Below are 22914 nucleotides of genomic sequence, written 5' to 3' on the forward strand. Positions count from 1 at the left end.
CCCATCACAGAAAAAACCAGATCGAGATCGAAGAGATGCAATTCCCGGAATCCTGGCTGCGCGAGTTCTGCAACCCGCCCATCGACAGCGCCACGTTGGCCGAAACGCTCACCATGGGCGGTTTCGAGGTCGAGGAGCGCCGACCGGTGGCGCCGCCTTTCACGCGCATCGTGGTCGGCGAAATCAAGGAAGCGGTGCAGCACCCGAACGCCGATCGCCTGCGCGTGTGCCAGGTCGACGCAGGGCAGGGCGCCCTGCTGAACATCGTGTGCGGCGCGCCCAATGCGCGCGTCGGCATCAAGGTGCCGTGCGCGCTGGTCGGCGCCGAACTGCCGCCGGGTGAAGACGGCAAGCCCTTCCTCATCAAGCTCGGCAAGCTGCGCGGCGTGGAAAGCCAGGGCATGCTGTGCTCGGCGCGCGAACTGCAGCTGAGCGAAGACCACGGCGGCCTGCTCGAGCTCGACGCCGACGCGCCCATCGGCGCCGACGTGCGCGAGGTGCTCAAGCTCGACGACATGCTGCTCACGCTGAAGCTCACGCCCAACCTGGCGCACGGCCTCAGCGTCTACGGCGTCGCGCGCGAGCTGGCCGCGCTCACGGGCGCGCCGCTCAAGACGCCCGACATCGCACCTGTCGCCACTTCGTTCGCCGACGTGCTGCCGGTGAAGGTCGAGGCGCCAGAGCTCTGCGGCCGCTTCTCGGGCCGCATCGTGCGCGGCGTGAACACCAAGGTCGCGACGCCCCCCTGGATGGTCGAGCGCCTGGCGCGCTGCGGCCAGCGCAGCGTGACGCCGCTGGTCGACATCTCGAACTACGTGATGTTCGAATACGGCCAGCCCAGCCACATTTTCGACCTCGACAAGATCCACGGCGGCCTCACGGTGCGCTGGGGCAAGCCGGGCGAGCAGCTCAAGCTGCTCAATGGCAACACGATCACCGTGGACGACAAGGTCGGCGTGATCGCCGACGACCGAGAGGTGGAGTCGCTCGCCGGCATCATGGGCGGCGACGCCACCTCGGTGTCCGACGACACGCGCAACATCTACGTCGAAGCCGCCTTCTGGTGGCCCGAGGCCGTGCAGGGCCGCTCGCGCCGTTTCAACTTCTCGACCGACGCCGGCCATCGCTACGAGCGCGGTGTCGACCCGAGCCGCACCGTCCAGATCATCGAGCGCATCACGCAGCTGATCACCGAGATCTGCGGCGGCCAGGCCGGCCGCATGGACGACCAGACGCTGAGCGTGCCCGAGGCCGTGCCCGTTACGCTGCGCGTGGCGCGTGCATCGCGCGTGATCGGCATGCCGCTGACGCAGGCCCAATGCGCCGAAGCGCTGAACCGCCTCGGCTTTGCGATCACCGAGGGCGAGGGCACGCTGACCGTGACCCCGCCGCCGCACCGCTTCGACCTGCTGATCGAGGAAGACCTGATCGAAGAGGTCGCGCGCCTGATCGGCTTCAACAACCTGCCGACCACCGCGCCGCTCGCGCCCATCACCGCGCGCGTGCGTCCCGAGGCGCAGCGCAGCCGATTCGCGGTTCGCCGCAGCATCGCCGCGCTGGGTTACCAGGAAACGATCAACTTCAGCTTCGTCGAGGCGCACTGGGAACAGGACCTGGCGGGCAACGCCAATCCGGTGAAGCTGCTGAACCCCATCGCCAGCCAGATGAGCGTGATGCGCTCCTCGCTGATGGGTTCGCTGCTGCAGGTGCTCAAGTTCAACCTCGACCGCAAGGCGCCGCGCGTGCGCGTGTTCGAGCTGGGCCGCGTGTTCATGCGCGACGACGGCGTCGTCACCACCGACAGCACCGTGCGCGGCGTGAACCAGCCGATGCGCGTGGCGGGCCTCGCATGGGGCGACGCCGACGAGGCGCGCTGGGACGGCAAGCCGCAGCGCATCGACTTCTACGACGTGAAGGGCGACGTCGAGGCGCTGCTCGCCCCGCTGCAGCCGACCTTCGAGGCGGCCGAGCATCCGGCCCTGCACCCGGGCCGCTCGGCGCGCGTGCTCGTCGACGGCAAGGCCATCGGCTTCGTCGGCGAACTGCACCCGCGCTGGCGCCAGAAGTGGGACTTCGCGCAGGCGCCCGTGCTGTTCGAACTCGACCTCGATGCAGTCACCGCACGCCCCGTGCCCGTGGCGCAGCCAGTGCCCAAGCACCAGGCCGTCGAGCGCGACATCGCCGTGGTGGTGGCCGAGGCCGTCACGCACGACGCGCTGATGCAGACCATTCGCTCCACCGCGGCGGCCAAGGGCTTGCTGCGCGACGCGACGCTGTTCGACATCTACCGTCCGCAGCCGCTGCGCGAGGGTGCGGTGGCCGCGCCCGGCGCGCTGGCGCAGGGCGAGAAGAGCATGGCGGTGCGCCTGAGCTTCCAGAGCGACAGCGCCACGCTGACGGATGAGCAGGTCGAGCCCGCCGTCCGCGCGATCGTCGAACAACTGGGCGCCAAACTCGGCGGCCGCTTGAGGGGGTGATGAGAATGAACGCTGCCGAATTCACGCTCGAGGCTCTGGAAACGCCTGCGCTCACCAAGGCGCATCTCGCCGACCTGCTGTTCGAGCAGATCGGCCTGAACAAGCGTGAGTCCAAGGACATGGTCGAGGCCTTCTTCGAACTCGTGGCCAACAGCCTCATCGAAGGCACGGACGTGAAGATCTCGGGCTTCGGCAACTTCCAGATCCGCGTGAAGGCGCCCCGGCCCGGGCGCAATCCGCGCACGGGCGAGGCGATTCCGATCGGCGAGCGGCGCGTGGCGACGTTCCATGCGAGCGCCAAGCTCAAGGAACAGATTCACGGAAGCATCGACCAGGGCAACACCTCCGAAGTCGAATGGAGCCTCGGTTCCGAATAAGTGCTTGGTGCTGCGCGGCTGCGTGGAGTAATCTCTGAGGTTTCCCGCGCACAGTCTTGATTTCAATGGAGAAAACGCTCCCTCCGATTCCCGTCAAACGCTACTTCACCATCGGTGAGGTCGGCGAGCTCTGTGGCGTCAAGCCGCACGTGCTGCGTTATTGGGAGCAGGAGTTCACGCAGCTGCGCCCGATGAAGCGGCGCGGCAACCGCCGCTACTACCAGCACCACGAGGTGCTCATGATTCGCCGCATCCGCGATCTGCTCTACGACCAGGGTTTCACGATCAGCGGCGCGCGCAACAAGCTGCAGGAACTCGTGCAGGGCGAGCGCGACCGCCGCAAGGCAGGCGAGGTGCCGCTCGAAGGCGTGGAGGCCATCGAGATCGACCAGGAAGAATTCGACGCCGCCATCATCGAGGATTCGCCCGCGTCAGCGGCCGTGCAGACGGCCGATCTGTCGCAGCTGCTGCACCTTCGGCGCGAACTATTTGAAATTCGTGAGCTGCTGACCGTCGGACGCTGAATTTCAGAGGCTATAATCGAGAGCTTCGGTGTGTGGCGCAGCCTGGTAGCGCACTTGCATGGGGTGCAAGGGGTCGAAGGTTCGAATCCTTTCACACCGACCAAAGTCAGTAGATGAAACAACGGCTTACGCTCAAAAGGCGTAAGCCGTTTTTCTTTGTGGCCGCAGAGCTTGTTGCGCCCTTGGTTTCAGCGCTCAAAAAAAAGCTCACCCGAGGGTGAGCTGAAGGACCCCGTTCTCGCATGGGGTCGGAGGGAGGAGCCCGCCGCAGGGGGCGGGCGAATCGATGATCGCGGCCAATCTGGGAGACATCGAGGACGAGTTCTCGAATTCGGGGCTCTCGCGCATGGATGCCGAAGAAATGCGGATAGCTCGGAATTAGTTCCTTTGTTTGCGCTGCCTTCGCGCCTATCCTTCGCGCCCACATGAATGCCGCACAGCAACTGCAACTCCTCGTCGACCTGCCCGATGGCTGGTCCAGCCGCATCGACATCAAGCGCACCACCAGCGGCCGTTACGCGGGCGTTGCCGAACTGAACCTGCGCGGGCTCAAGTACGGCGTGCTGGTCTTCATGCAGCAGCCCACGCTGGAAGCCGCGCTGCAGCGCGTGCGGCTGCGGGCGAGCCAGTTCGCCCGGGAGCGGCTCGCTCCGCTCGACATGTCTTCGGCGAGCCTGGCAAGGTCGAGCTGATTCCCCGCGCCGCGGGGGCGATGGTTGGAGTTCGCTATCCCGCGGATGAGGATTCCCAACCCACGAAGCGCCCTTTCCGGGGCACCATCAGGCGTCATACCCGAACAAGGAGCACGCCATGAAAGCATTCAGGAAACTCGTCGGCGGCGCGATCTCCGTCGCTGGCGCCGTGGTGCTTGTCGCCCAGCATCTGTAGGCGACTGTCGATCAACCGAAGGTGAACGCGTAGGCCTGCGCGCCCGCGTCCAGGAACTCGATCTCGAAGAGGCGGTCCTTCTCGTTCGCGGTCTGGCGCACCAGCTGATAGAGGCGCTGCCCGTCGATGACGCCGTTGCCCTGCGCATCGGTATCGGTGCCATGGTCCGCGAGCGGCGGCGCACCGTCGATCCGCACCCTGAAGCGCACCGGCTTTCCATCGGCCGCGGGCCCGAGCACCAGGTGGAGGTCACGCGCATGGAAGCGATAGGCGATGCGGCCGTTGGGCTGCACCAGCACTGCGCGCTCGCGCTCGACTTTCCATTCGCCAGCCAGCGTCCACTGATTGGTACGCAGCGCTGAAACACCGGAATAGACCCGCGCGCGGTCGTTCGAAATGCCGCCGGGCGAGGCGAAGTTGAACGCCTGCTCGTAGCCGAGGTAGGTCTCGCCAGAGAGGGCCGGCTCTGCGGCTGCCGCAGCCTGCGTGCCCTTGCCTTCGGGCGAGACAATCCCCGCCGATGCGACGGGCCGACCGGCCTCCGCCAGCAGTTGCTGGATGGCCTGCTCCGACTTCGCATACTTTCCCTCGCCGAACTGGTGGTGCCGGACGCGCCCCTGCGCATCGACGAGATAGAAGGCCGGCCAGTACTGGTTGCCGAAGGCGCGCCAGATCGCGTAGTCGCTGTCGACAGCCACCGGAAAGCCGATGCCGAGGTCCTTCACCGCGCGGCGCACGTTGGCCGATTGCTTCTCGAACGCGAACTCCGGCGTGTGCACGCCCACCACCACCAGCCCGGCGTCCTTGTACTTCTCGGCCCACGCGCGAACGTAGGGCAGGGTGCGCAGGCAGTTGATGCAGGAGTAGGTCCAGAAATCGACCAGCACCACCTTGCCGCGCAGGGCTTCGGGCGTGAGCGGTGGGGAGTTGATCCATTCGACGGCACCGGCCAGCGAAGGGAGCCCGCCTTCATCCGGCAGCTTCGGCAGGGGCGTCGTCGGAAAGGACTGGGCGGACACGGGCATCAGTCCTTCCGAGGCGGCGGAAGCCTGCGGCTGCGGCGCCGGCGCTGGCGCCGACACGTCGAGCCTGTTCACGAGCGCCTGCTCCAGCGCCGATGTGGTTCCCGCCGACAGACGACTCAGCAGCCCCGTGTCCAGCCCCGACGCGATCGCGCCCACTCCCACGAGCACCGCCACGCCGGCCACGCGGCGCATCCATTCACCCGCGTGCAGCGACCCCTTCATCGCTGAGAAGACCCGGCCGCCGAAAAGCAGCGCAGCCGCCAGCGAGGTGCACGCGCCCGCCGCATAAGCCAGCAGCAGCAGCGAGGTGCCGACGCTCGCGCCATTGAGCGCCGCACCCGTCAGGATCAGCCCGAGGATCGGCCCCGCGCAGGGTGCCCAAAGCAGCCCGGTGCCGACGCCCAGCAGCAGCGGCGAGAACACGGACGCCTTTCCCGGCGCCGGCTCGGACAGCCGCAGCCCGAGCGCCACCAGCGGGCGGCTCATCCGATCTGCAACCGACGGGAACAGCAGCGTCACGCCGAACACCGCCAGCAGCGCAATCGCGGCGCTGCGTCCGTATTCGTTGAGCGTCACGACCCAGCCGCCGCCCACCGCCGCCAGCGTGGCGATGGCCGAGAACGCCAGCGCCATGCCCAGTAGCATCGGCAGGCCGTGCGAGCGGAAGGGCCTGTCGGCGCGCGCGAATACGAAGGGGAGCACGGGCAGGATGCACGGGCTCAGGATGGTGAGCACGCCTCCGAGGTAGGCAACGATGAGGAGCAGCATGGTCGGGTCCTGTCGGTGAGTGGCTGAAAGGGAAAAGTGAAGGGCGAGCGGGGTCCTCGCGGTCTCGCGATGCGAGCCGCTCCTGCTTGGGTCGACGAGTTGGTGGGTGGGTGGGTTGGTGAGTTGGTGGATGAGGCGGCCGGCTCAGTCCGGTGGCGCGGCTGTGTGGGTGGCCATGGTCAGCCGGGCTTCCAGCCCACCTTCCTCCCGGTTGCGCAGCGTGAGCTCCGCGCCCATCGCCGTCGCCAGCTGCTGCGCGATGGCCAGGCCCAGTCCGGTGCCGCCGGTGTTGCGGTTGCGCGAGCCCTCCACGCGGTAGAAAGGCTTGAGCACGTTCTCCAACTGGTCGGGCGGAATGCCGGGCCCGTTGTCGACCACCGCCAGCGTCAGCCGGTGGCCGCCAGCATCGGCACTGGCGTGCACCTGCAACCGCACGTCGGTGCCGAACTTCAGCGCGTTGTCGATCAGGTTCGCCAGGATGCGTCGCAGCGCGTTCGGCCGGGTCACCATGGGCTCGCCCACGCGGCCTTCGAGCAGCACCTGCTGGCCCGCATCCTCGTAGTCGGCCACCATGCTCTCGAACAGCGCGTCGGCGTCGATGCGGCGAGGCGGCTCGGTGGCGCCGTGCAGGGTGCGCGCGTAGGTCACGCCTTCGCGCACCAGGGTGTGCATGGCGTCGAGGTCCTGGCGGAACTTGTCGCGGTCATGGCCGTCGTCCATCAGGTCGGTGCGCAGCCGCATGCGGGTGATGGGCGTCTGCAGGTCGTGCGAGATGGCCGCGAGGATCTCGACCCGCTCGGCCATGTAGCCGGCGATGCGCTTCTGCATTGCGTTGAACGCGCGCGCAGCGTGCTGCACCTCGGTCGGGCCTTCCTCGGCGAGCTGCCGGCCCTTCAGATCGGGGCCCAGTTCGTCGGCCGCGTCGGCCAACTGCGCCAGTGGCCGCGTGACCAGCCGCACCGCGTACCAGGCGCACACGGCCAGCACCAGCAGCTGTACCCACAGCAGCCACATCACCCAGCTCGACACCGGCATGTCCACGCGCCGCGCATGCACCACCACCGAGGAGCCGTCCGACATCCGCACCTGGATCTGCAGGCCCTGCGGCGGATTGCTCACCTGGCCGACCTTGACGATCTCGAAGGGGCGCATCGCGTCAATGATGGCATTGGCAAACTGCTGGGACAGCGGCGTGTCGGGCGGTATGCCCTCCGCGCTGCCGCCAAGCACGAAGTGGTAGTTGCGCCGCTCCAGCCGCGCCAGCCAGCCCTCGCGCTCGGCGGCGGGCAGCCGGTCGAGGATGGCGACCGAGCTGGCGATGTCGCGCTCGATGCCGATCATCATCAGCTCGCGCATCGCGATGCCGCGCTCGTAGCGGATGGCCATGAAGGTCAGCAGCTGCGCGATGGCCAGCCCGACCACGATGATCAGCGTGACGCGCGAGAACAGCGTGCGCGGCAGCAGCCGGTGCAGGCCCGGGGGCGGGGCGGCCGGGGCGAGGTCGTCGGAAAGGCTTGCGGATGTGGGCATGGGCTGGTTTATAGACCGGTCCCGCGCCGCGGCGCGCCGCTTTGTATTCCAGTGTGTTCGGTAGCGCGGCCCGACATACAACATTACCCGTCGCCACCCCGTCCGCCCCGCCGGCGCCGGCTCGGGCGGGCGGGCCGTGCGCGAGCAACATAGTGTGGTCGCCCCGCCCGCCGGATACACGGGCATACAAAACCGCCCGTTCCGGCGCCGGCAAGGGCTACATTGCGTCTACCCGCCGCGCCAGCGGGCGCATCACCGTACAGCCATGAACATTCCCAAGACTTCCGACCACATCCTCATCGTCGACGACGACCGGGAGATCCGCGAACTGCTCGGCACCTACCTGGTCAAGAACGGCCTGCGCGTCGTGACGGTGCCCACGGGGCGGCACATGCGCGCGGCGCTGGAGGAGTCGGGGCCCTTCGACCTCATCATCCTCGACCTGATGCTGCCCGGCGAAGACGGCCTCACGCTGTGCCGCGACCTGCGCACGGGCAAGTACAAGGCCACGCCCATCCTCATGCTCACCGCGCGCAGCGAGGAGGCCGACCGCATCCTCGGCCTGGAGATGGGCGCCGACGACTATCTGGCCAAGCCTTTCTCCGCACGCGAGCTGCTCGCGCGCATCCGCTCGGTGCTGCGCCGCACGCGCATGCTGCCGCCGAACATGCGTTCCACCGAGTCGGCCTCGAAGCTGGCGTTCGGCGACTGGCAGGTCGACACCACCGCGCGCACCCTGATCGACGACAGCGGCGTGATGGTGGCGCTCAGCGGGGCGGAGTACCGGCTGCTGATGGTGTTCCTCGACCATCCGCAGAAGGTGCTGAACCGCGACCAGCTGCTGAGCCTCACGCAGGGCCGCGAGGCCGAACTCTTCGAGCGCTCGATCGACCTGCTGGTGAGCCGCCTGCGCCAGCGGCTGCGGGACGATGCGCGCGAGCCGCGGTACATCAAGACGGTGCGCAGCGAGGGCTATGTCTTCTCGTCGGCCGTTGAAGCCCTGGACTGAGGCCGCAGCCGCGGGCCTACACTCGCGAAATGATCAAGCCACTGTTCCTCCCGTCGGGCGCGCTGTCGCTTCTTCTGGTCACTGCATGCGCGCAGCCTGAACCTCCACCGCCTTTGCCGCCGCGGGTCGGCATGGCGAATCCGGCTTCGGTCTACTGCAACAGCCTTGGGGGCAAGACCCTCATGAGGTCGAACGACAAGGGGCAGTACGGCGTTTGCCAGCTTCCGGATGGCCGGCAGATCGAGGAATGGGAGCTCTACCGCCGGGATCATCCGGCGAAGTAGGGCGGCTTCACTTCGAGGGCTTGCGCGAACTTGCGCGCGAGCCTTCCTGCTGCCTGGAAGAGATGCACAGGCAGTTCACCGGGTTGCGGATTTCGTGCGCGACGCCGCCTGCGAAGAAGAGCAGGGCGAGCCAGAGTTTCTTCATTCCTTTTGCTCCGTGTGTGGTTCGTGAGTGGCTGTCGGGGGGGCGTGCGAATGACACCGGGTACTCCCCTCCGCGAATGTCCCCCGGGCCTGCGGCCCTCCTCCTTTATTTCGCTGCGGGGAGCACCCGGTGCCATTCGCACATGGGCGCTCCGCTTGTGCCGGCAGTTTGACTGCCGCGCTCGTCGATCACGACGATGGGGTGCCTTGCGCAGCGAAATAAAGGAGGAGGCCGAAGGCCGGGGGACATTCGCGGAGCAAGGTACCCCGTCGGCGTGATCGCGCCCTGAAACAGCAGCGGTGTTTCAGGTCCCAGCAGGCGCAGGCTCGGCCAGCAGCGCCTGGATCTTTTTCTCGGTAGTGCCGTAGCTGCCCTCGCCGAAGTGCGAGTAGACGATCTTCCCCTGCTTGTCGATCAGGTACACCGCAGGCCAGTACTGGTTCCTGAACGCCTTCCAGGTGCCGTAGCTGTTGTCCTGCGCCACGGCATGCTTGATCTGCAGGCGCTCGATCGCGTCCTTCACGTTCTTCGTCGACTTCTCGTATGCGAACTCCGGCGTATGCACGCCGACGACCACCAGGCCCTTGTCCTTGTACTTCTGGTTCCAGTCCTTCACGTACGGAAGGTGGTTGAGACAGTTGATGCAGGTGTAGGTCCAGAAATCGACCAGCACGACCTTGCCATGCAGCTCGCTCAGCTTGAGCGGCTGCGAGTTCAGCCAGTTGTCGATGTTCTGGAATTCGGGCGCCGCGACGGCTTCCGAAGCAGGTATGTCACCGCCGAACGGCGAAGGCGCCGCGAAGGTCAGCGTGAGCGCAGCCGCCGAGGCGGCGATGGCGACTGCGAAGTAGAGGGCGGAAGAGCGAAAGCGCATGGCGGTTCCTTCGGAAGAGTGACGGGCGTTCGTCTGTGAACGGAGCCGATTCTTCGCCAGGCTGCCTGTGCGTTGAGCGGATTGCGTATGCTTCTGTATCTGCGGGGCGCAGGCCGCACATTACGTTTCACACCCAGTAGGGCACGAGCGTCAATCGACCCTGATGTTGCGCGAGCGGACCAGCGCGCTCACTCGAGAAGTCTCTTGCTGCACGAACTTCGCGAAAGCCTCTGGCGTGGTGCCCGCCGGCTCCAGGCCCAGCTGCAGCAGCTTCTGCCGAACGGCAGGATCGTTGACCGCGGCCTGCACCGCCTTGCCGAGCTTCTGCACGATGTCGGCCGGCGTGCCCTTGGGCAGGAACACGCCGTTCCACTCGACCACGTTGTAGCCGGGCAGGCCCGACTCGGCGAGCGTCGGCACATCGGGCAGCCCCGGCACGCGCTTGCTGGAGCTCACGCCCAGCGCGCGCAGCTTGCCGCTCTTCACATAACTCAGCGTCGAGGCCACGTTGCCGAAGTAGGCCGACACCTGCTCGCCCATCACGTCGGTCAGCGCGGGCGCGCCGCCCTTGTAGGGCACGTGCATCAGGTTGATCTTCGCCTGCTCGTTCAGCGCCTCGCCCGCCAGGTGCGAGCCGGTGCCGCCGCCCGCCGAAGCGAAGCTCAGCTTGCCGGGGTTCTTGCGTGCGTAGTCGATGAACTCCGGCACCGTCTTGTAGGGAGCGGTCGCGGGCACGACGAGGATCTGCGGCGCCGTGGCCACCAGCGATACGGGAATGAAGTCCTTCGCCGCGTCGAAAGGCAGCTTGCGCAGCGACGGGTTCACCGAGAACGCAGAGGCGTCGTAAAGCACGGTGTAGCCGTCGGCCGCCGCCTTGGCGACGTTGTCGGCGCCGATCACGCCGCCGGCGCCGGGCCTGTTGTCGATCACGATCTGCTGGCCCAGGGCGGTGCTCATCTGCTGCGCGACGATGCGCGCCGTGTTGTCGGCGCCGCCGCCGGCCGCATAAGGCACGACCATGCGGATCGGCTTGTCGGGCCAGGCGGCCCAGCCCAGCAGGGGAGCGGCGCAGGCGGCCAGGGTGGCGATGGATTTCAGGAGTCGCTTCTTCATCTCGATGTCTTGGGTCTTGTGGTTCATTGAAAGTCGTAGAGCCGCGCGGGGTTGTCGACGAGCACGCGGCGGCGTGCGGCCTCATCGGGCAACCATTCGCCCAGCAGGTCGAAGAGCTGCGCGTCGTCGGGCTTGGCCGTGCGTTCGGTCGGATGGGGCCAGTCGCTGCCCCACACGACGCGCTCGGGCGCCTGCTGCGCCCAGGCACGCGCGATTTGGATGGTGTCGGCGTAGCCGCCCTCGGCGCCGGCTGCGGAGTCGAGGTAGGCCCCCGAGAGCTTGATCCAGGTGCGACCGTTGTCGAGCAGCCGGCTCACCACGCGGTACGCGGGGTGCGCGAGCCCGTCCGGCTGAGGTAGCCGCGCGAGGTGGTCGAAGACCACCGTGCAGGGCAGCCGATCGAGCAGCGCCGAGTGCGCAGCGATCTGGTCGGCGCTCCAGTGCAGTTGCACGTGCCAGCCGAGCGCGTGAACGCGATGGGCCAGCGGCTCGACCATGGAGAAGTCCGTCGCCGCGTTCGCCGATGTGTACAGCGTGAAGCGGATACCGCGGATGCCGCCTTCGTGCAGATGCTTCAGCTCGGCATCGCTCACCTCGGGCCGCACCACCGCCACGCCGCGCGTGCGATGCGCGCCCAGCGCCTGGATGGCAGCCAGCGTCACGCTGTTGTCGGTGCCGTGCACGCGCGGCTGCACGACCACCGTGCGCTGCGTGCCGGTGCGCTGCTGCAGCAGGCGGTAGTCGTCGGCGGTGGCGTGGTCGAGCATGGCATCGGGCGAGCCGTGCATCGGGAAGCGGCGGTCGTACACGTGGATGTGCGCGTCGCATGCGCCTTCGGGCGCCGCGATGGAGGGCTTGCGCGTGCCCGCGCTGTGGGGCACGGCGATCTCGTCGACCATGGCTCAGTCGCCCGCGCTTCGCTTGGCCAGCACGGCGGCCGTGTGCTGCCCCAGCGTGGGCGCTGCGAAGGGCTCGGGCCCGGGCGTGCGGCCGAAGCGCACCGGGCGGGTGAAGCCCCGGTACGAGCCCAGCGTGGGGTGCGCAATGTTCGCGACCATGTCCTCGGCCAGCACCTGCTCGTTGTCGAACATGTCTTCCACGGTGCGCGCGGCGGAGCAGGGCACTTCCTCGCCGAAGATCTCTTCCCATTCGAGCGCGGTGCGCCCGGCCAGCGCGGCGCGCAGCTTCGGCACGATCTCGGCCGCGTGCTGCGCGCGCTTGCGCACCGAGTCGTAGCGCTCGTCATCAGCGAGCTCCGGCAACCCGACCTTGGCGCACAGCGCCTGCCAGAAGTGCGGCGTGTTGGCCGAGATGTAGATGTGCCCCTCGCGCGTCGGGTGAATGCCGGTGATGCCGCCGGAGCGCATGTCGCGCCCCACGTCCTTGGGCTCGCCCTCGGCCCATACCATGCGCGCCGACTGCATCGTGAGCGCCGAGCGCAGCAGCGACACGCCCACGAACTGGCCTTCGCCGCTCTTCTCGCGCTCGTACAGCGCCGAGGCGACGCCCGCGGCCACCAGCGCGGCCGCGTAGTAGTCGACCACCGAGCCATAGATGATCTCGGGCGGCTCGCCGCGCTTGCCCTGCAGCGCGCACATGCCGGTCATGGTCTGCAGCACCTGGTCGTAGCCGGCCTTCTCGCGCAGCGGACCGGTCTCGCCGTAGCCGGTGACGGCGCAGTAGATGAGCCGCGGGTTCACCGCCTTCAGCTGCTCGTAGGCGATGCCCAGCCGCGGCGGCACGCTGGGCCTGAAGTTGTGCACCAGCACATCGGCGCCGCGCACCAGTTCCATCAGCGCAGCCAGGTCTTCGGGGTTCTTCAGGTCGAGCATCGCGCCCAGCTTGCTGCGGTTCACGCCGATGAACGCGCGGCTCTCGGCTTCCAGCGTCGAGGGGTACTTGCGCAGGTTGTCGCCGGCGGGCGGTTCGATCTTGATGACTTCCGCACCCTGGTCGGCCAGCAGCGAGCAGCCGTACGGGCCCGCGATGTAGGCGCTCAGGTCGAGCACGCGCAGGCCGCTCAGCGGCCCGGCGGGGCCCTGGCGCCCTGGCAGGCGCGTGTCCTCGGGGGCGGTATGGCTCATGGGCTTTCTCTTTCCTTGTTCAGTCTGCGGTGATGTTCTGTTGCTTCGCCAGCTTCTTCCAGCGCTCCACGTCCTCGGCGATGACGGTGCCGAACTGCGCCGGCGTGAGCGGCGTGGCGATGGCGCCTTCGCGCAGGAAGTTGGCCGCGATCTCGGGCTTCGACAGGATCTGGTTGACCGCGCCGTTCAGCTTCGCGATCACGTCGGCCGGCGTGCCCACCGGGGCCAGGAGCCCCCACCAGAGCTCGAACTCGTAGCCGGGCACGGCGGTGGAAATGGGTGTGAGGTCGGGTGCGATGGGGCTCGGCTTCAGGCTCGTGATGCCCACCGCGCGCAGCTTGCCGGCGCGCACCATCGGCAGCAGCGAGGGGCCGCTGGAGATCAGCAGCTGCGTCTGGTTGCCCACGAGGTCGGTCACCGCCGGGCCCATGCCCTTGTACGGGATGTGTGCGATCTGCAGGTCGCCCACCTTGGCCTTGAGAAGCTCGGTGCCGAACTGGTTGACGCTGCCCGAGCCGGATGATGCGTAGTTGTACTGGCCCGGCTTCGCCTTGATGGCGGCGATCAGCTCGGCCGGCGTCCTGGCAGGGAACTCGTTGTTGACCGCGACGATGAACGGCCCCTTGGCGAACATCGCCACCGGCGCGAGGCCCTTGACCGGGTCGAAGGGCAGCTTCGACTGCACTGCGGCGTTGGTCGTCATGCTCGAAGACACGGCCACCAGCGTGTAGCCGTCGGGCGTTGCCTTGGCCACCTGGCCCGTGCCGGTGTTGCCGCTGGCGCCCGGGCGGTTGTCGATGATGACCGGCTGCTTGAGCTGGTCGCCCAGCTCCTTGGCCACCTGCCGCGCGAAGGTGTCGTTCGAGCCGCCGGCCGGGTAGGGCACGACGATGGTGATGGGCCTGGAAGGGTAGGCGGCCTGCGCGAGCGCGGTGCCGCTCAGCGCGGCAAGCACGAGCGCCGTGGCTGCGGCGAGCGCGCGCGGGCGAAGGAACGAGGAAATACGCATCTGTCTTGTCTCCGGTTTTCTTATGGATGGGGAAGCAGGGTCAGCCCGGTATCAAGCCGAGGCTGCGCGCGCTCTCGACGATGGCGCGCGCGCGGATCACGAAGGGGATGTCGATCATCTTTCCGTCGACCACGTAGGCTCCGACGCCCTTGGCATCGGCCTCGCGCGCCGCCTCGACCACCTTGCGGGCATGCGCGATCTCCTCGTCGGTCGGGCGGAACACCTCGTTGGCGATGGCGATCTGGCTCGGGTGGATGCAGGTCTTGCCGAGAAAGCCGAGGTCGCGCGCCAGCTTGGCCTCTGCGCGAAAGCCCTCGGCGTCGCGGATGTCGGCGAAGGCGCTGTCGTAGGCATACAGACCCGCTTCGCCGGCCGCGATGCGCACCGCGAACATCGCATGGCGGATCGCCGAAGGCTCGCGCCGCGCGATGCCCAGCGGCTCGAACAGGTCGCCCAGCCCCAGCTGCAGGCCCGCCACGCGCGGATGCCCCAGCGCGAGTTCGGCGGCCATGCGCAGGGCGGCGGGCGTCTCGATGTTCAGCAGCAGGCCGATGGGCGCCTGCACGCCGTTGGCCCGCTCCGCGCGCTCGATGGCTTCGGCGGCCGCGCGCACGTGCGCGGGGCTCTGCGGCTTGGGCAGGTTGATCAGGTGCACGCCGGTGCGCGCGACCGCAGCGATGTCGCGCTCGAAGTGCGGCGTGTCCATGGCGTTGACGCGCACGATCAGCGTCTTGCGCGACGAGGCGGCCTCGCCGCTTTCGAGGAACCTGCGCACGGTCTCGCGCGCCTCGTCCTTGCGCGGCTCGGACACGGCGTCTTCCAGGTCGAGGCTGATGGCGTCCGCCTCGCCAGCGAGCGCCTTGGCGAACAGCTCGGGGCGGGTGCCGGGAACGAAGAGTTTGCTTCTCATGAGGGCAGTGTCGGCAGTTCATGAGAAGAGAAAAACAGCTGTTTGCTGCGATCACATCGCAGAAAATCTATCTTCATGGAAACGGCCTACCTGCAAAGCTTTCTTCTGGTGGTGGAATCGGGCTCGATGTCCGAGGCCGCTCGCCGGCTCGACCTGACGCCCGGCGCGGTGGCGCAGCAGATCCGCGCGCTGGAGCGCGAGTTCAAGGCGCCGCTGCTCGCGCGTGCCGGCCGCACGGTGCAGCCCACCGAGGCCGGGCACCGGCTGGTGCAACGGGCGCGCACGCTGCTGCGCGAGGTGAGCGACATCAAGGCGCTGGTGGGCAGCGAGGCTGCGGGCGGCGAGCTGGTCGTCGGCACCATCAACACGGCCATGCACAGCCTGCTGCCGGACATCCTCGCGCGCTTCGTGAAGACGCATCCGGGCGCCAAGGTGTTCCTGCAGTCGGGCACCACCGCCGCGCTCTACAAGGCGATGCAGCAGGGCGAGCTCGACGCGGCCGTGTGCCTGTATCCGCCGTTCGCGCTTGCCAAGACCTTCGACTGGGCGCTGCTGCGCGAGGAGCCGCTGGTGCTGCTCGCACCCAGCCGCCTCGCGCGGCGCGACCCGCACGAGCTGCTGCGCACCTCGCCGCTGATCCGCTACGACCGCAACCTCGGCGGCGGCAAGCAGGCCGACCGCTACCTGCGCGCCGCCGGCATCGTGCCGCAGGAGCGCTTCGAGCTCAGCTCGCTGCTGGCCATCGCGATGATGGTGGACAGGGGCCTGGGCGTCTCGGTCGTGCCCGACATCGCCTCGCCGCTGCTCGACGGGCAGCGCATCGCGAAGATCCCGCTGCCACTGCCTTCGGAGACGCGGCGCTTCGGCATCCTGTGGATGCGGTCATCGCCGCGGCTGAGGCTGATCCATGGTTTCGTCGAAAGCGCGGGACTGGTCACTGCTGCAAAGGGCGAGGGCGGCGGTTCCCGCAAGCGCTAGCGTCGAGGCTTTTGTACCCCTAACGGCCGCCCCTGAAACAGCGCGAGTGCGACGTCGAAGCTGCGGCTCGCCCCGATCGCGACCGCACCCGTGACCGCCAGCATCGCCGCCATGTGCACCCCGACAGCCGCGAAAGCCAGCGCCAGCGAGCCCGACGCCGTGATCTCCCGGGCCGCCGGCGCTTCGCTCATGCACAGCGGGATCAGCGCCGGCACCAGCATCAGCCCGGCGCCGTGGGCCGTGGACATCATGAAGGACCAGAGTGCGAGCCTGGCATGGCCGGTCTTCTTTCCGTGCCACAGGTGATGCACGACCACGGCGACGAGCAGCGCGCCCGCTGCCCATTGCAGGGCGATGCGATCCATCGAGGGAGCGAACACCACGGCGCCAGCCACGAGCGCGACGGATGCGGCGTGCCCGAGGGCGATCGGCACCAGTGCCTGCAGCACCCGCGACCGGTCGCCCGACCGGAGGCCGCAGGCGGCCGCAAAGGCCCAGCCGGTGACGGGGTTCAGCCCGTGAAGAGCGCCCACCCCCGCGACCGCCAGCCAGGGCCAGAGGCTTGCCATGATGTCGTCGCCTTCACGCGCCCGGAGTGCCGCTTGTGCTTCAGGCGTGCTTGTCGTGGCAGCACGCGCCGATGGCCGGTGCCTGCGCCTGCTGCTCGTAGCGGTCGTGGTGGCGCACCCATTCCATCTTGTAGGGCACCTCGCGTTCGTCGCGGCCCTTGGGCATGAGGTCCATCAGGTTGTAGGCGCCCATCATCACTTCCACGCCGCGGCCGTAGGTCGAGTAGGTGTGGAACACCTCGCCGGCTTCGTTCTTGTAGAACGCGCTGATGCCGGGCGCCTCGTCGTGCGGGAAGGGCAGCTTGCCGTAGTTGTAGTAGACCTCGCCGGTGGCCAGCTCCTCGGGCGTGAAGCTGACGTGGAAGTCGAGGTTGAAGTCGCTGTCGTGCGACGACACCCAGCCGAAGCGCCAGCCCATGCGTTCGCGGAACTGCATGATGCGTGCGAGCGGCGCGCGCGATACGGCCACCAGCGTGATGTCGCGGTGCGCGAGGTGCACGTTCATGCCGTCGGTGTGGTCGGCCATGAAGGAGCAGCTCTGGCAGCCTTGCTCCCAGTCGGGCCCGAGCATGAAGTGCTGCACCAGCAGCTGGCTGCGTCCCTCGAAGAGATCGGCGAGCGTGCGCTGGCCGTCGGGCGTGTCGAAGAGGTAGCTCTTGCGCACGCGCTCCCACGGCAGCGCGCGACGCTCCCGCGCGATCTGGTCGCGCAAGTGCGTCAGCTCCTTCTCGCGCGCCAGGAATGCCTTGCGTTCGGCAAGCCATTGCTCGCTGGAAACGACGCGATGGTTCGTCATGGTTTCGGTGTTCATGGTGTCTCCTGCGTCAATGCTGGCGGGTGGTGGCGGGGCGGCGCACGGCGCGGACCTTGCCGCTCGCGCCGCCGCCTGCGTAGAAGAGATCGGCTCCGTCGGACTCCAGCCCGCTCACGCCCGCGCCGCGCGGCATTTCGAGCCGCTCCAGCACGGCGCCGGTCTTCGGGTCGATGCGGCGGATGTCGCTTTCCTCCGCCTCCCAGGTGCCGTGCCAGAGTTCGCCGTCGACCCAGGTCACGCCGGTGACGAAGCGGTTCGACTCGATGGTGCGCACGACCGCGCCGGTCTCGGGGTCGACCTGGTGGATCTTGCGGTCGCGGTACTGCCCGACCCACAGGCTGCCCTCGGCCCAGGTGAGGCCCGAGTCGTAGCCGTTGCCCGGCGCCGGGATCGACGCCAGCACCTTGCCGGTGGCGGGGTCGATCTTGTCGATGCGCGACTCCGCGATCTGGTAGATGTGCTTGCCGTCGAAGGCGGTGCCGGCGTCGCAGGGCACATCGAGTGTCTGGCTGGTCTCGCCGCTGGCCGGATCGAAGGCCACCAGCTTCGCGCCGGTGGCGGCCCAGACGCGGTGGCCGTCATGCGTCACGCCGTGGACCTGGCCGGCACCGCCGAACGGGCCGTATTCGCGCACGATCTCGGCGGCGCGTACCGTGGGATTGCTCTTGCCTGTCTTGCTGCTCATCGTTGGCTCCTTGTATGAAGCGCCTCGAAACCGGCGCCTGGAGACAACTCTATTCAATCGGCAGTGCGGCGGGGAGTAACAAGATCGTCGTGAATCCCGCCAGCGGCGGCGCGAGCCACTTCTGCGCGCGTGCCTTGCCGATGGAGCGCACGCGGTTCTCCGCCTCCAGTTCCACCAGCGCGCGCTGCACCGTGCGCTGGCTGGCCCCGAGCGCCAGCGCAAGCGCCGAGGTGGACCAGGCCGCGCCGTCGGACAGCAGCGCCACCAGCGAAGCCTGGTCGCCGTCGATGGGCGGTGCGAGCACGGCAACGCCGCGCCCGTCGTTCGGCCTGAGCACGAAGCCGCGCGGCGTGGCCTCGATGCCGGCCAGCCCGGCGGCGAGCGCGCGCAGCCGGCCGATCTCCACGCGCAGGCGCGCGCGGTGCGTCTCGTCGGGGTGGCGCGTGCGGAATGCGCTTTCGATCAAGGCCTCGCGATCCACGTCGCCGGGCCATGCCTGCGCGAGCGAGCGCGCCAGCGAGAACAGCACCGGCCTGCGGGCGAGCGGGCGCCATGCATCGCCGGCACCCAGGCCACGGCGGCACGCGTCGACCACCAGCGTGTCGGAGTCGAGGAGGATGGCCACCTCGTCCAGGCGCAGGGGCTGTTCGCCGGCCGCGTCGATCCGGCGGGCCGCGGGGCGGTCGAATGCCGCCAGTGCCTCGTTCACCTCGGCCAGCAGGGCGGGCACGCGGGCGCGGGCCGCGGCCTCGTGCGCGCGCGAAAGCGCCGCGCGGGCGGGAGCGATGCGCAGCGAGCGAAGCGCCAGCTCGGCCGTGGCCAGCTCGGAAACCGCCGCCAGCGATGCGGGCAGGCCGCGCGCATCGAGATGCGCGAGCGCGGCTTGCGCCTCGCCAAGGCGGCCGAGCAGCAGCAGCCGGCGCGCCGCGATCAGCCGGGCCTGCAGTGCGTTGGCATGGTCCTCGTGCGCTTCCAGCGCGGCTGCGGCGGCCGACAGCGAACGCGGCGAGCCGCCCAGGTCGCGCATCGCCAGGGCCACCTCGGCCTCCGCGACGATGCAGCGGGCGCGCGAGTGCTCTTCATGCGCGCCGAAGCCGCGCGCGGCGCGCCGCAGCAGCTCGCGCGCCCGCGGATGCTCGCCGAGCTGCGCCATCGCGATGCCGCGCAGGGCCAGTGCCGGCGGGTCGTCGCGCAGCGCGACCCGCTTGAGGGCACCGAGTGCGTCGCCCGCGGCAAGGGCGCGGGCGGAGGCGGCGATGAGGGAGTCCATGGCGACAGGTTACCCTGGCGCCGTGCCTCCCCTGCGGCCCTAGCTGCCTGCGCTGCCTTCGGGCAGCTTCGCGATCACCTTGATCTCGAACTGGAAGCCGTAGAGCCATGTCACGCCGACGCCCGTCAGCGTGGGGTGCGGCGGGCCGCCCCAGTGTTCGGACACCACCTTCCAGATCGTCTCGAAGTTCGATTCGGGGTCGACGATGAAGACCGTTGCGTCGATCACGTCGTCGAAGGTGCAGCCCGCGGCCGACAGGATCGCATCGAGGTTCTGGAATGCCAGGCGCACCTGGGCTTCGAGGTCGGGCTCGGGCGAGCCGTCGGGGCGGCTGCCTACCTGCCCCGAGACGAACAGGAAACCGTTGGACCGGATGGCCGGCGAATAGCGGTTCTTCTCATAGAGGGCCTGGCGGCCGGGGGGAAAGACGACGTCGCGTGGAGTCATGGATGGATTGCCTTCTCGATTGCCTGGTTCATTGCTTCCTGGAGCGGATCGGGGCCGATCCGCCGTTGCGATGAAGGGACTTTAGGCAGCCGCGAGGCCCGGATAAACAGGCAAGGCCAACAATCACTGTTTGCACAGGCCAAACAATCGGGGGCAGACATGGACCGTTTCGATGCGATGCAGGCCTTCGCGCGCGTGGTGGAGGCGGGCAGCTTCACCAAGGCGGCGCAGACACTGCACATGAGCAAGACCAGCGTGACGCAGCTGGTGCAGCAGCTGGAGGCCAGGCTGCGCGTGAAGCTGCTCAACCGCACCACGCGCAAGGTCAACGTCACGGCCGACGGGGCGGCGTACTACGAGCGGGTGGTGCGCCTGCTGGCCGACATGGACGATGCCGAGACCAGCCTGTCCGCCGCGTCCGCATCGCCGAGAGGACGGCTGCGGGTGGACGTGCCGAGCCCGCTGGCCCGCCACATCCTGGTGCCGGCGCTGCCCGCGTTCCACGAGCGCTATCCCGACATCCAGCTCGACATGGGCGTGAGCGACCGCGCGGTGGACCTGATCGGCGAGAACGTCGATTGCGTGGTGCGCGGCGGCCAGCTCACGGACCAGTCCCTGATCGCGCGCCATGTGGGCGACCTGCAGCTCGGCGTGCATGCGGCGCCGGGCTACCTGGCGCGGGCCGGCGTGCCCTCTCACCCACGGGAGCTCGAGGACACGCATCACCGCATCGTGGGTTTCCTGTGGTCGCGCACCGGCAGGAACCTCCCGTACACCATGCATCGCGATGTGGAGAGCCTGACCGTGCACGGGCGCCACGTGCTCTCGGTGGACGACGGCAATGCCTACCTGGCGGCGGGCCTGGCCGGGCTCGGGGTCCTCTGGCTGCCGGACTACATGTCCCGCGCGCACGTGGCAAGCGGCGAACTCGTGCCCCTGTTCGAGGGCTGGCGGCTCGACCCGATGCCGCTGTACATCGCCTTCCCGGCGAAGCGGCACGTCAGCGCCAAGCTGCGCCTGTTCATCGACTGGGTTGCCGGATTGATGGAGTTGCACGTACCTGTGGCGACCCGGCCGCCCGTTTCGGCCACGCGCCCGAGCAGTAGAGCGCCCACGCGATGAAGACGGGCTGGAACAGCGGCCGGATCCAGAAGTACCAGGCGCCGAACTCCAGACCCTGCACCGTCTGCCCCTTGAGCGCCACATTGATGTTCGCGGCGACCACGCAGGCCAGCATCACCGAGAGCCAGATGCCGGCCTGTTTCTGCAGGTTCGGCAGGCCGAGGCGTTCGTAGACCGGCACGGGGACCAGCAGCCCCAGCCCTCCGGCCAGCTCCGCCGCGCCGGTCAGGTAGACCCAGGCCAGCGCATGCTGGGCGAGGGCGTCGGGGATCATCGGCGCATAGCGCGTCGATGCGCTCACGAAGTGGTCGACGCCGGTGAACATGAAGCCCAGGCCCATGCCCCAGCGCATTGCTCCGCGCAGGTCGAGAGGCCGCTTCAGCAGGCGCGAAACCGCCCAGGCGACCGCGCCGAATGAACAGATGAAAAGGAGAAAGCTCATGATGCGTGCTCGGTGTTTACAATGGAAACATTATCGGATTGCGTTGTTTCCACTGTCAACATCAGGGCATCGAGCATGAGCACCTCCTATCACCATGGCGACCTGAAAGCCGTTCTTCTCGCATATGCCCGCGAGCAGATGGAGCGCGACAGCCTCGACGGCCTGTCGATGCGCGAGATGGCCAAGGCCGTCGGGGTCTCGCATACCGCTGCGTACCGCCATTTCGAGGACAAGCGCGCGCTGATGGAAGCCGTGGCGCTGCAGGGCTTCGAGGAGATGCTGGCCGGCTGCGAAGCGGCGATAGCGGACGCTCTTCCCGCCGGATCGCGGTCGCGGCTCAAGGCGTGCGGCCGCGCCTATGTGGGCTTCGGTCTGAAGTCGCCGCGGCTGCTGGTCCACATGTTCGGCGCGGTCTCGCAGGCGCGATCGAACGAGGGGCTGGTGCAGGCCGGGGCGCGGCTCTTCGACCTGCTGCTGGGGCTGGTCGGCGAGGGCCAGGCCGACGGCAGCTTCCGCCAGGGCGACGCGCGACAGCTTTCGCACACCTGCTGGGCCATGGTGCATGGTCTCTCGACCCTGCTCGGCGTGGGCGTGCTGCGCGCGCCCACGGCCGAGCTAGAGGCCCTGCATCTCAGCGCGGAGCAAGCCCTGGATGTGCTGCTCGACGGAATGGCGGCGGGCAATTAGGCGGCTACGCCACCTTCGGTTCGGGGAGGATCGAAGTCAATGCGAAGTCGACCAGGTGCAGCCAGGTCGCCTCCAGGCCCATGATGTTGTGGTGGTCGGAGGCGGGAACGGTCTGCACGCTGACCGGCGTGGGCCATGCGGCAATGAGCTTCTGCGAACGCTCCGGCAGCACCACGTCGTCGGTCTCGGCCAGCAGCACCTGGGTTTTCGCCGCGACTTCCTTGCAGTGTTCGAGCGAGTTGAACTGGTGGCGCAGCAGCAGCGAAAGCGGCACGAGCGGAAAGCGCTTCTTCGCCACTTCCAGCATCGAGTCGTAGGGTGTCACCAGCTGCAGGCTCGCGAAGTCCTGCCGCGCCACGAGCTGGATGGCCACGCCCGTGCCCAGGCTGCGCCCCACCACGTGCAGCCGCGCATGCGGAAAGGCCTTGCGCAGGTGCCGGGCGAACTGGCAGGCGTCCTGCACCGAGGCGATTTCCGAAGGGTGCCCCTGCGAATCGGCCACGCCGCGGTAGTTGACCGCAGCGAAGCCGAAGCCCTCGGGCAGCCAGTGCAGCGTCCGGGCGGTGGCGCGAACGTCCTCGCCGCGGCCGGCGAAGTAGATGAAGAGGTCCTGCAGCGCCTCTTCGCCCTGCGGGTGGTAGACATAGCCGCGCACCATGCCGCCCGGCACGGTGTGGGAGTAGGTCGAGAAATCGTCGGAGAGCGGAACGACCGGCAGCTTGCGGGCGTTGAAGAGGATGTGCCCCTGGCGCGCGGCGAGAAGCGTCCAGTACGCGGCGATGCTTCCGATCGCGGCGGCCGAGGCGGACAGGGCGATGCGGGCGGCTTTGTTGGATGGCAAATTGGGCTCCGGGGGAGAAAGGCTGGCGCCTAGTTTCGCCGC

General features: G+C 68.5%; 25 protein-coding genes and 1 tRNA gene. 10 read left to right on the forward strand and 16 right to left on the reverse strand.

Annotated features, from left to right (window positions below):
• Positions 1-35 precede the first annotated feature (35 nt).
• The 5 genes from pheT to FHT32_RS25810 all read left to right on the forward strand — a co-directional run bounded on the left by pheT (position 36) and on the right by FHT32_RS25810 (position 4070).
• Entirely contained in the window at positions 36-2477 is a 2442-nt protein-coding gene (gene pheT, locus FHT32_RS25790; RefSeq protein WP_176667433.1) for a phenylalanine--tRNA ligase subunit beta, read from the forward strand.
• Positions 2478-2482: 5 nt separating this feature from the next.
• Positions 2483-2854: an integration host factor subunit alpha gene (locus FHT32_RS25795; protein ID WP_176667607.1), complete on the forward strand. Its 372-nt coding sequence runs from the start codon at positions 2483-2485 to the stop codon at positions 2852-2854.
• Positions 2855-2919: 65 nt separating this feature from the next.
• The gene (locus FHT32_RS25800) at positions 2920-3378 is read left to right on the forward strand and encodes a MerR family transcriptional regulator (RefSeq protein WP_176667434.1); all 459 of its coding nucleotides are present in this window, start codon (positions 2920-2922) and stop codon (positions 3376-3378) included.
• A 26-nt stretch (positions 3379-3404) separates the two neighbouring features.
• A tRNA-Pro gene (locus FHT32_RS25805) sits at positions 3405-3481 on the forward strand.
• Positions 3482-3803: 322 nt separating this feature from the next.
• Positions 3804-4070, forward strand: coding sequence for a hypothetical protein (locus FHT32_RS25810; RefSeq protein WP_176667435.1), 267 nt, complete (start codon positions 3804-3806; stop codon positions 4068-4070).
• A 207-nt stretch (positions 4071-4277) separates the two neighbouring features.
• On the opposite strand, the gene FHT32_RS25815 is transcribed toward FHT32_RS25810, so the two are convergent.
• Complete coding sequence (locus FHT32_RS25815; protein ID WP_176667436.1) at positions 4278-6059, reverse strand: cytochrome c biogenesis protein DipZ; 1782 nt, start codon at positions 6057-6059, stop codon at positions 4278-4280.
• 144 nt (positions 6060-6203) lie between these two features.
• Positions 6204-7589, reverse strand: a complete 1386-nt coding sequence (locus tag FHT32_RS25820; RefSeq protein ID WP_176667437.1) for an ATP-binding protein — start codon at positions 7587-7589, stop codon at positions 6204-6206.
• Between the two features lie 265 nt (positions 7590-7854).
• On the opposite strand from FHT32_RS25820, the gene FHT32_RS25825 reads away from it, so the two are divergent.
• Together FHT32_RS25825 and FHT32_RS25830 are read left to right on the forward strand one after the other, a co-directional pair.
• Positions 7855-8598 (forward strand): response regulator, encoded by a 744-nt coding sequence (locus FHT32_RS25825; protein WP_176667438.1) that lies wholly within the window; start codon positions 7855-7857, stop codon positions 8596-8598.
• A gap of 29 nt (positions 8599-8627) precedes the next feature.
• Positions 8628-8882 (forward strand): DUF333 domain-containing protein, encoded by a 255-nt coding sequence (locus FHT32_RS25830; RefSeq protein ID WP_176667439.1) that lies wholly within the window; start codon positions 8628-8630, stop codon positions 8880-8882.
• 7 nt (positions 8883-8889) lie between these two features.
• Here FHT32_RS25830 and FHT32_RS25835 read toward each other — a convergent pair whose 3' ends face one another.
• From FHT32_RS25835 to FHT32_RS25865, 7 genes are all read right to left on the reverse strand, one after another.
• On the reverse strand, positions 8890-9027 hold the full coding sequence (locus FHT32_RS25835) for a hypothetical protein (RefSeq protein ID WP_176667440.1): 138 nt from the start codon (positions 9025-9027) through the stop codon (positions 8890-8892).
• A gap of 304 nt (positions 9028-9331) precedes the next feature.
• Positions 9332-9901 carry a thioredoxin family protein gene (locus FHT32_RS25840; RefSeq protein ID WP_176667441.1) on the reverse strand — a complete coding sequence of 190 codons (570 nt, stop codon included), beginning with the start codon at positions 9899-9901 and terminating at the stop codon, positions 9332-9334.
• Between the two features lie 150 nt (positions 9902-10051).
• On the reverse strand, positions 10052-11041 hold the full coding sequence (locus tag FHT32_RS25845; protein WP_176667442.1) for a tripartite tricarboxylate transporter substrate binding protein: 990 nt from the start codon (positions 11039-11041) through the stop codon (positions 10052-10054).
• On the reverse strand, positions 11038-11913 hold the full coding sequence (locus FHT32_RS25850) for an amidohydrolase (protein WP_176667443.1): 876 nt from the start codon (positions 11911-11913) through the stop codon (positions 11038-11040). The genes FHT32_RS25845 and FHT32_RS25850 overlap by 4 nt, the downstream gene beginning before the upstream one ends.
• 3 nt (positions 11914-11916) lie before the next feature.
• On the reverse strand, positions 11917-13098 hold the full coding sequence (locus tag FHT32_RS25855) for a CoA transferase (RefSeq protein ID WP_176667444.1): 1182 nt from the start codon (positions 13096-13098) through the stop codon (positions 11917-11919).
• A gap of 19 nt (positions 13099-13117) precedes the next feature.
• Entirely contained in the window at positions 13118-14107 is a 990-nt protein-coding gene (locus FHT32_RS25860; RefSeq protein ID WP_176667445.1) for a tripartite tricarboxylate transporter substrate binding protein, read from the reverse strand.
• A 40-nt stretch (positions 14108-14147) separates the two neighbouring features.
• Entirely contained in the window at positions 14148-15017 is an 870-nt protein-coding gene (locus tag FHT32_RS25865) for a CoA ester lyase (protein ID WP_176667446.1), read from the reverse strand.
• Positions 15018-15092: 75 nt separating this feature from the next.
• Here FHT32_RS25865 and FHT32_RS25870 point away from each other — a divergent pair, with 75 nt between their 5' ends.
• A complete protein-coding gene (locus FHT32_RS25870; protein ID WP_176667447.1) occupies positions 15093-15995 on the forward strand; it encodes a LysR family transcriptional regulator in 903 nt (300 codons plus the stop codon).
• Here FHT32_RS25870 and FHT32_RS25875 read toward each other — a convergent pair.
• Genes FHT32_RS25875 through FHT32_RS25895 form a run of 5 tightly spaced genes read right to left on the reverse strand, consistent with a single transcriptional unit; the run spans position 15992 to position 19780 of the window.
• Positions 15992-16564, reverse strand: a complete 573-nt coding sequence (locus FHT32_RS25875; protein WP_176667448.1) for a hypothetical protein — start codon at positions 16562-16564, stop codon at positions 15992-15994. The genes FHT32_RS25870 and FHT32_RS25875 overlap by 4 nt on opposite strands.
• 40 nt (positions 16565-16604) lie before the next feature.
• A complete protein-coding gene (locus FHT32_RS25880; RefSeq protein ID WP_176667449.1) occupies positions 16605-17375 on the reverse strand; it encodes a thioredoxin family protein in 771 nt (256 codons plus the stop codon).
• Between the two features lie 13 nt (positions 17376-17388).
• On the reverse strand, positions 17389-18063 hold the full coding sequence (locus FHT32_RS25885; RefSeq protein ID WP_176667450.1) for a PQQ-binding-like beta-propeller repeat protein: 675 nt from the start codon (positions 18061-18063) through the stop codon (positions 17389-17391).
• 49 nt (positions 18064-18112) lie between these two features.
• Entirely contained in the window at positions 18113-19333 is a 1221-nt protein-coding gene (locus tag FHT32_RS25890; protein WP_176667451.1) for a helix-turn-helix domain-containing protein, read from the reverse strand.
• A gap of 39 nt (positions 19334-19372) precedes the next feature.
• Positions 19373-19780 (reverse strand): RidA family protein, encoded by a 408-nt coding sequence (locus FHT32_RS25895; RefSeq protein WP_176667452.1) that lies wholly within the window; start codon positions 19778-19780, stop codon positions 19373-19375.
• 159 nt (positions 19781-19939) lie between these two features.
• Between FHT32_RS25895 and FHT32_RS25900 the strand changes: the two genes are divergently transcribed.
• On the forward strand, positions 19940-20902 hold the full coding sequence (locus FHT32_RS25900; RefSeq protein WP_176667453.1) for a LysR family transcriptional regulator: 963 nt from the start codon (positions 19940-19942) through the stop codon (positions 20900-20902).
• On the opposite strand, the gene FHT32_RS25905 is transcribed toward FHT32_RS25900, so the two are convergent.
• A complete protein-coding gene (locus tag FHT32_RS25905; RefSeq protein WP_176667454.1) occupies positions 20802-21344 on the reverse strand; it encodes a hypothetical protein in 543 nt (180 codons plus the stop codon). The genes FHT32_RS25900 and FHT32_RS25905 overlap by 101 nt on opposite strands.
• Positions 21345-21419: 75 nt before the next feature.
• On the opposite strand from FHT32_RS25905, the gene FHT32_RS25910 reads away from it, so the two are divergent.
• Positions 21420-22031, forward strand: coding sequence for a TetR/AcrR family transcriptional regulator (locus FHT32_RS25910; protein ID WP_176667455.1), 612 nt, complete (start codon positions 21420-21422; stop codon positions 22029-22031).
• A gap of 4 nt (positions 22032-22035) precedes the next feature.
• Here the strand turns inward: FHT32_RS25910 and FHT32_RS25915 are convergent, their stop codons facing one another.
• The gene (locus FHT32_RS25915; RefSeq protein ID WP_176667456.1) at positions 22036-22872 is read right to left on the reverse strand and encodes an alpha/beta hydrolase; all 837 of its coding nucleotides are present in this window, start codon (positions 22870-22872) and stop codon (positions 22036-22038) included.
• Positions 22873-22914: the final 42 nt, after the last annotated feature.

This window comes from Variovorax sp. SG517 (genome assembly GCF_013376045.1).
GTDB lineage: Bacteria > Pseudomonadota > Gammaproteobacteria > Burkholderiales > Burkholderiaceae_C > Variovorax.

Excerpts from the sequence above, each read along its gene's own strand:
- pheT (WP_176667433.1), top strand. The coding sequence starts at position 36 with ATGCAATTCCCGGAATCCTGGCTGCGCGAGTTCTGCAACCCGCCCATC.
- FHT32_RS25795 (WP_176667607.1), top strand. The coding sequence starts at position 2,483 with ATGAACGCTGCCGAATTCACGCTCGAGGCTCTGGAAACGCCTGCGCTC.
- FHT32_RS25800 (WP_176667434.1), top strand. The coding sequence starts at position 2,920 with ATGGAGAAAACGCTCCCTCCGATTCCCGTCAAACGCTACTTCACCATC.
- FHT32_RS25810 (WP_176667435.1), top strand. The coding sequence starts at position 3,804 with ATGAATGCCGCACAGCAACTGCAACTCCTCGTCGACCTGCCCGATGGC.
- FHT32_RS25815 (WP_176667436.1), bottom strand. The coding sequence starts at position 6,059 with ATGCTGCTCCTCATCGTTGCCTACCTCGGAGGCGTGCTCACCATCCTG.
- FHT32_RS25820 (WP_176667437.1), bottom strand. The coding sequence starts at position 7,589 with ATGCCCACATCCGCAAGCCTTTCCGACGACCTCGCCCCGGCCGCCCCG.
- FHT32_RS25825 (WP_176667438.1), top strand. The coding sequence starts at position 7,855 with ATGAACATTCCCAAGACTTCCGACCACATCCTCATCGTCGACGACGAC.
- FHT32_RS25830 (WP_176667439.1), top strand. The coding sequence starts at position 8,628 with ATGATCAAGCCACTGTTCCTCCCGTCGGGCGCGCTGTCGCTTCTTCTG.
- FHT32_RS25835 (WP_176667440.1), bottom strand. The coding sequence starts at position 9,027 with ATGAAGAAACTCTGGCTCGCCCTGCTCTTCTTCGCAGGCGGCGTCGCG.
- FHT32_RS25840 (WP_176667441.1), bottom strand. The coding sequence starts at position 9,901 with ATGCGCTTTCGCTCTTCCGCCCTCTACTTCGCAGTCGCCATCGCCGCC.
- FHT32_RS25845 (WP_176667442.1), bottom strand. The coding sequence starts at position 11,041 with ATGAACCACAAGACCCAAGACATCGAGATGAAGAAGCGACTCCTGAAA.
- FHT32_RS25850 (WP_176667443.1), bottom strand. The coding sequence starts at position 11,913 with ATGGTCGACGAGATCGCCGTGCCCCACAGCGCGGGCACGCGCAAGCCC.
- FHT32_RS25855 (WP_176667444.1), bottom strand. The coding sequence starts at position 13,098 with ATGAGCCATACCGCCCCCGAGGACACGCGCCTGCCAGGGCGCCAGGGC.
- FHT32_RS25860 (WP_176667445.1), bottom strand. The coding sequence starts at position 14,107 with ATGCGTATTTCCTCGTTCCTTCGCCCGCGCGCGCTCGCCGCAGCCACG.
- FHT32_RS25865 (WP_176667446.1), bottom strand. The coding sequence starts at position 15,017 with ATGAGAAGCAAACTCTTCGTTCCCGGCACCCGCCCCGAGCTGTTCGCC.
- FHT32_RS25870 (WP_176667447.1), top strand. The coding sequence starts at position 15,093 with ATGGAAACGGCCTACCTGCAAAGCTTTCTTCTGGTGGTGGAATCGGGC.
- FHT32_RS25875 (WP_176667448.1), bottom strand. The coding sequence starts at position 16,564 with ATGGCAAGCCTCTGGCCCTGGCTGGCGGTCGCGGGGGTGGGCGCTCTT.
- FHT32_RS25880 (WP_176667449.1), bottom strand. The coding sequence starts at position 17,375 with ATGAACACCGAAACCATGACGAACCATCGCGTCGTTTCCAGCGAGCAA.
- FHT32_RS25885 (WP_176667450.1), bottom strand. The coding sequence starts at position 18,063 with ATGAGCAGCAAGACAGGCAAGAGCAATCCCACGGTACGCGCCGCCGAG.
- FHT32_RS25890 (WP_176667451.1), bottom strand. The coding sequence starts at position 19,333 with ATGGACTCCCTCATCGCCGCCTCCGCCCGCGCCCTTGCCGCGGGCGAC.
- FHT32_RS25895 (WP_176667452.1), bottom strand. The coding sequence starts at position 19,780 with ATGACTCCACGCGACGTCGTCTTTCCCCCCGGCCGCCAGGCCCTCTAT.
- FHT32_RS25900 (WP_176667453.1), top strand. The coding sequence starts at position 19,940 with ATGGACCGTTTCGATGCGATGCAGGCCTTCGCGCGCGTGGTGGAGGCG.
- FHT32_RS25905 (WP_176667454.1), bottom strand. The coding sequence starts at position 21,344 with ATGAGCTTTCTCCTTTTCATCTGTTCATTCGGCGCGGTCGCCTGGGCG.
- FHT32_RS25910 (WP_176667455.1), top strand. The coding sequence starts at position 21,420 with ATGAGCACCTCCTATCACCATGGCGACCTGAAAGCCGTTCTTCTCGCA.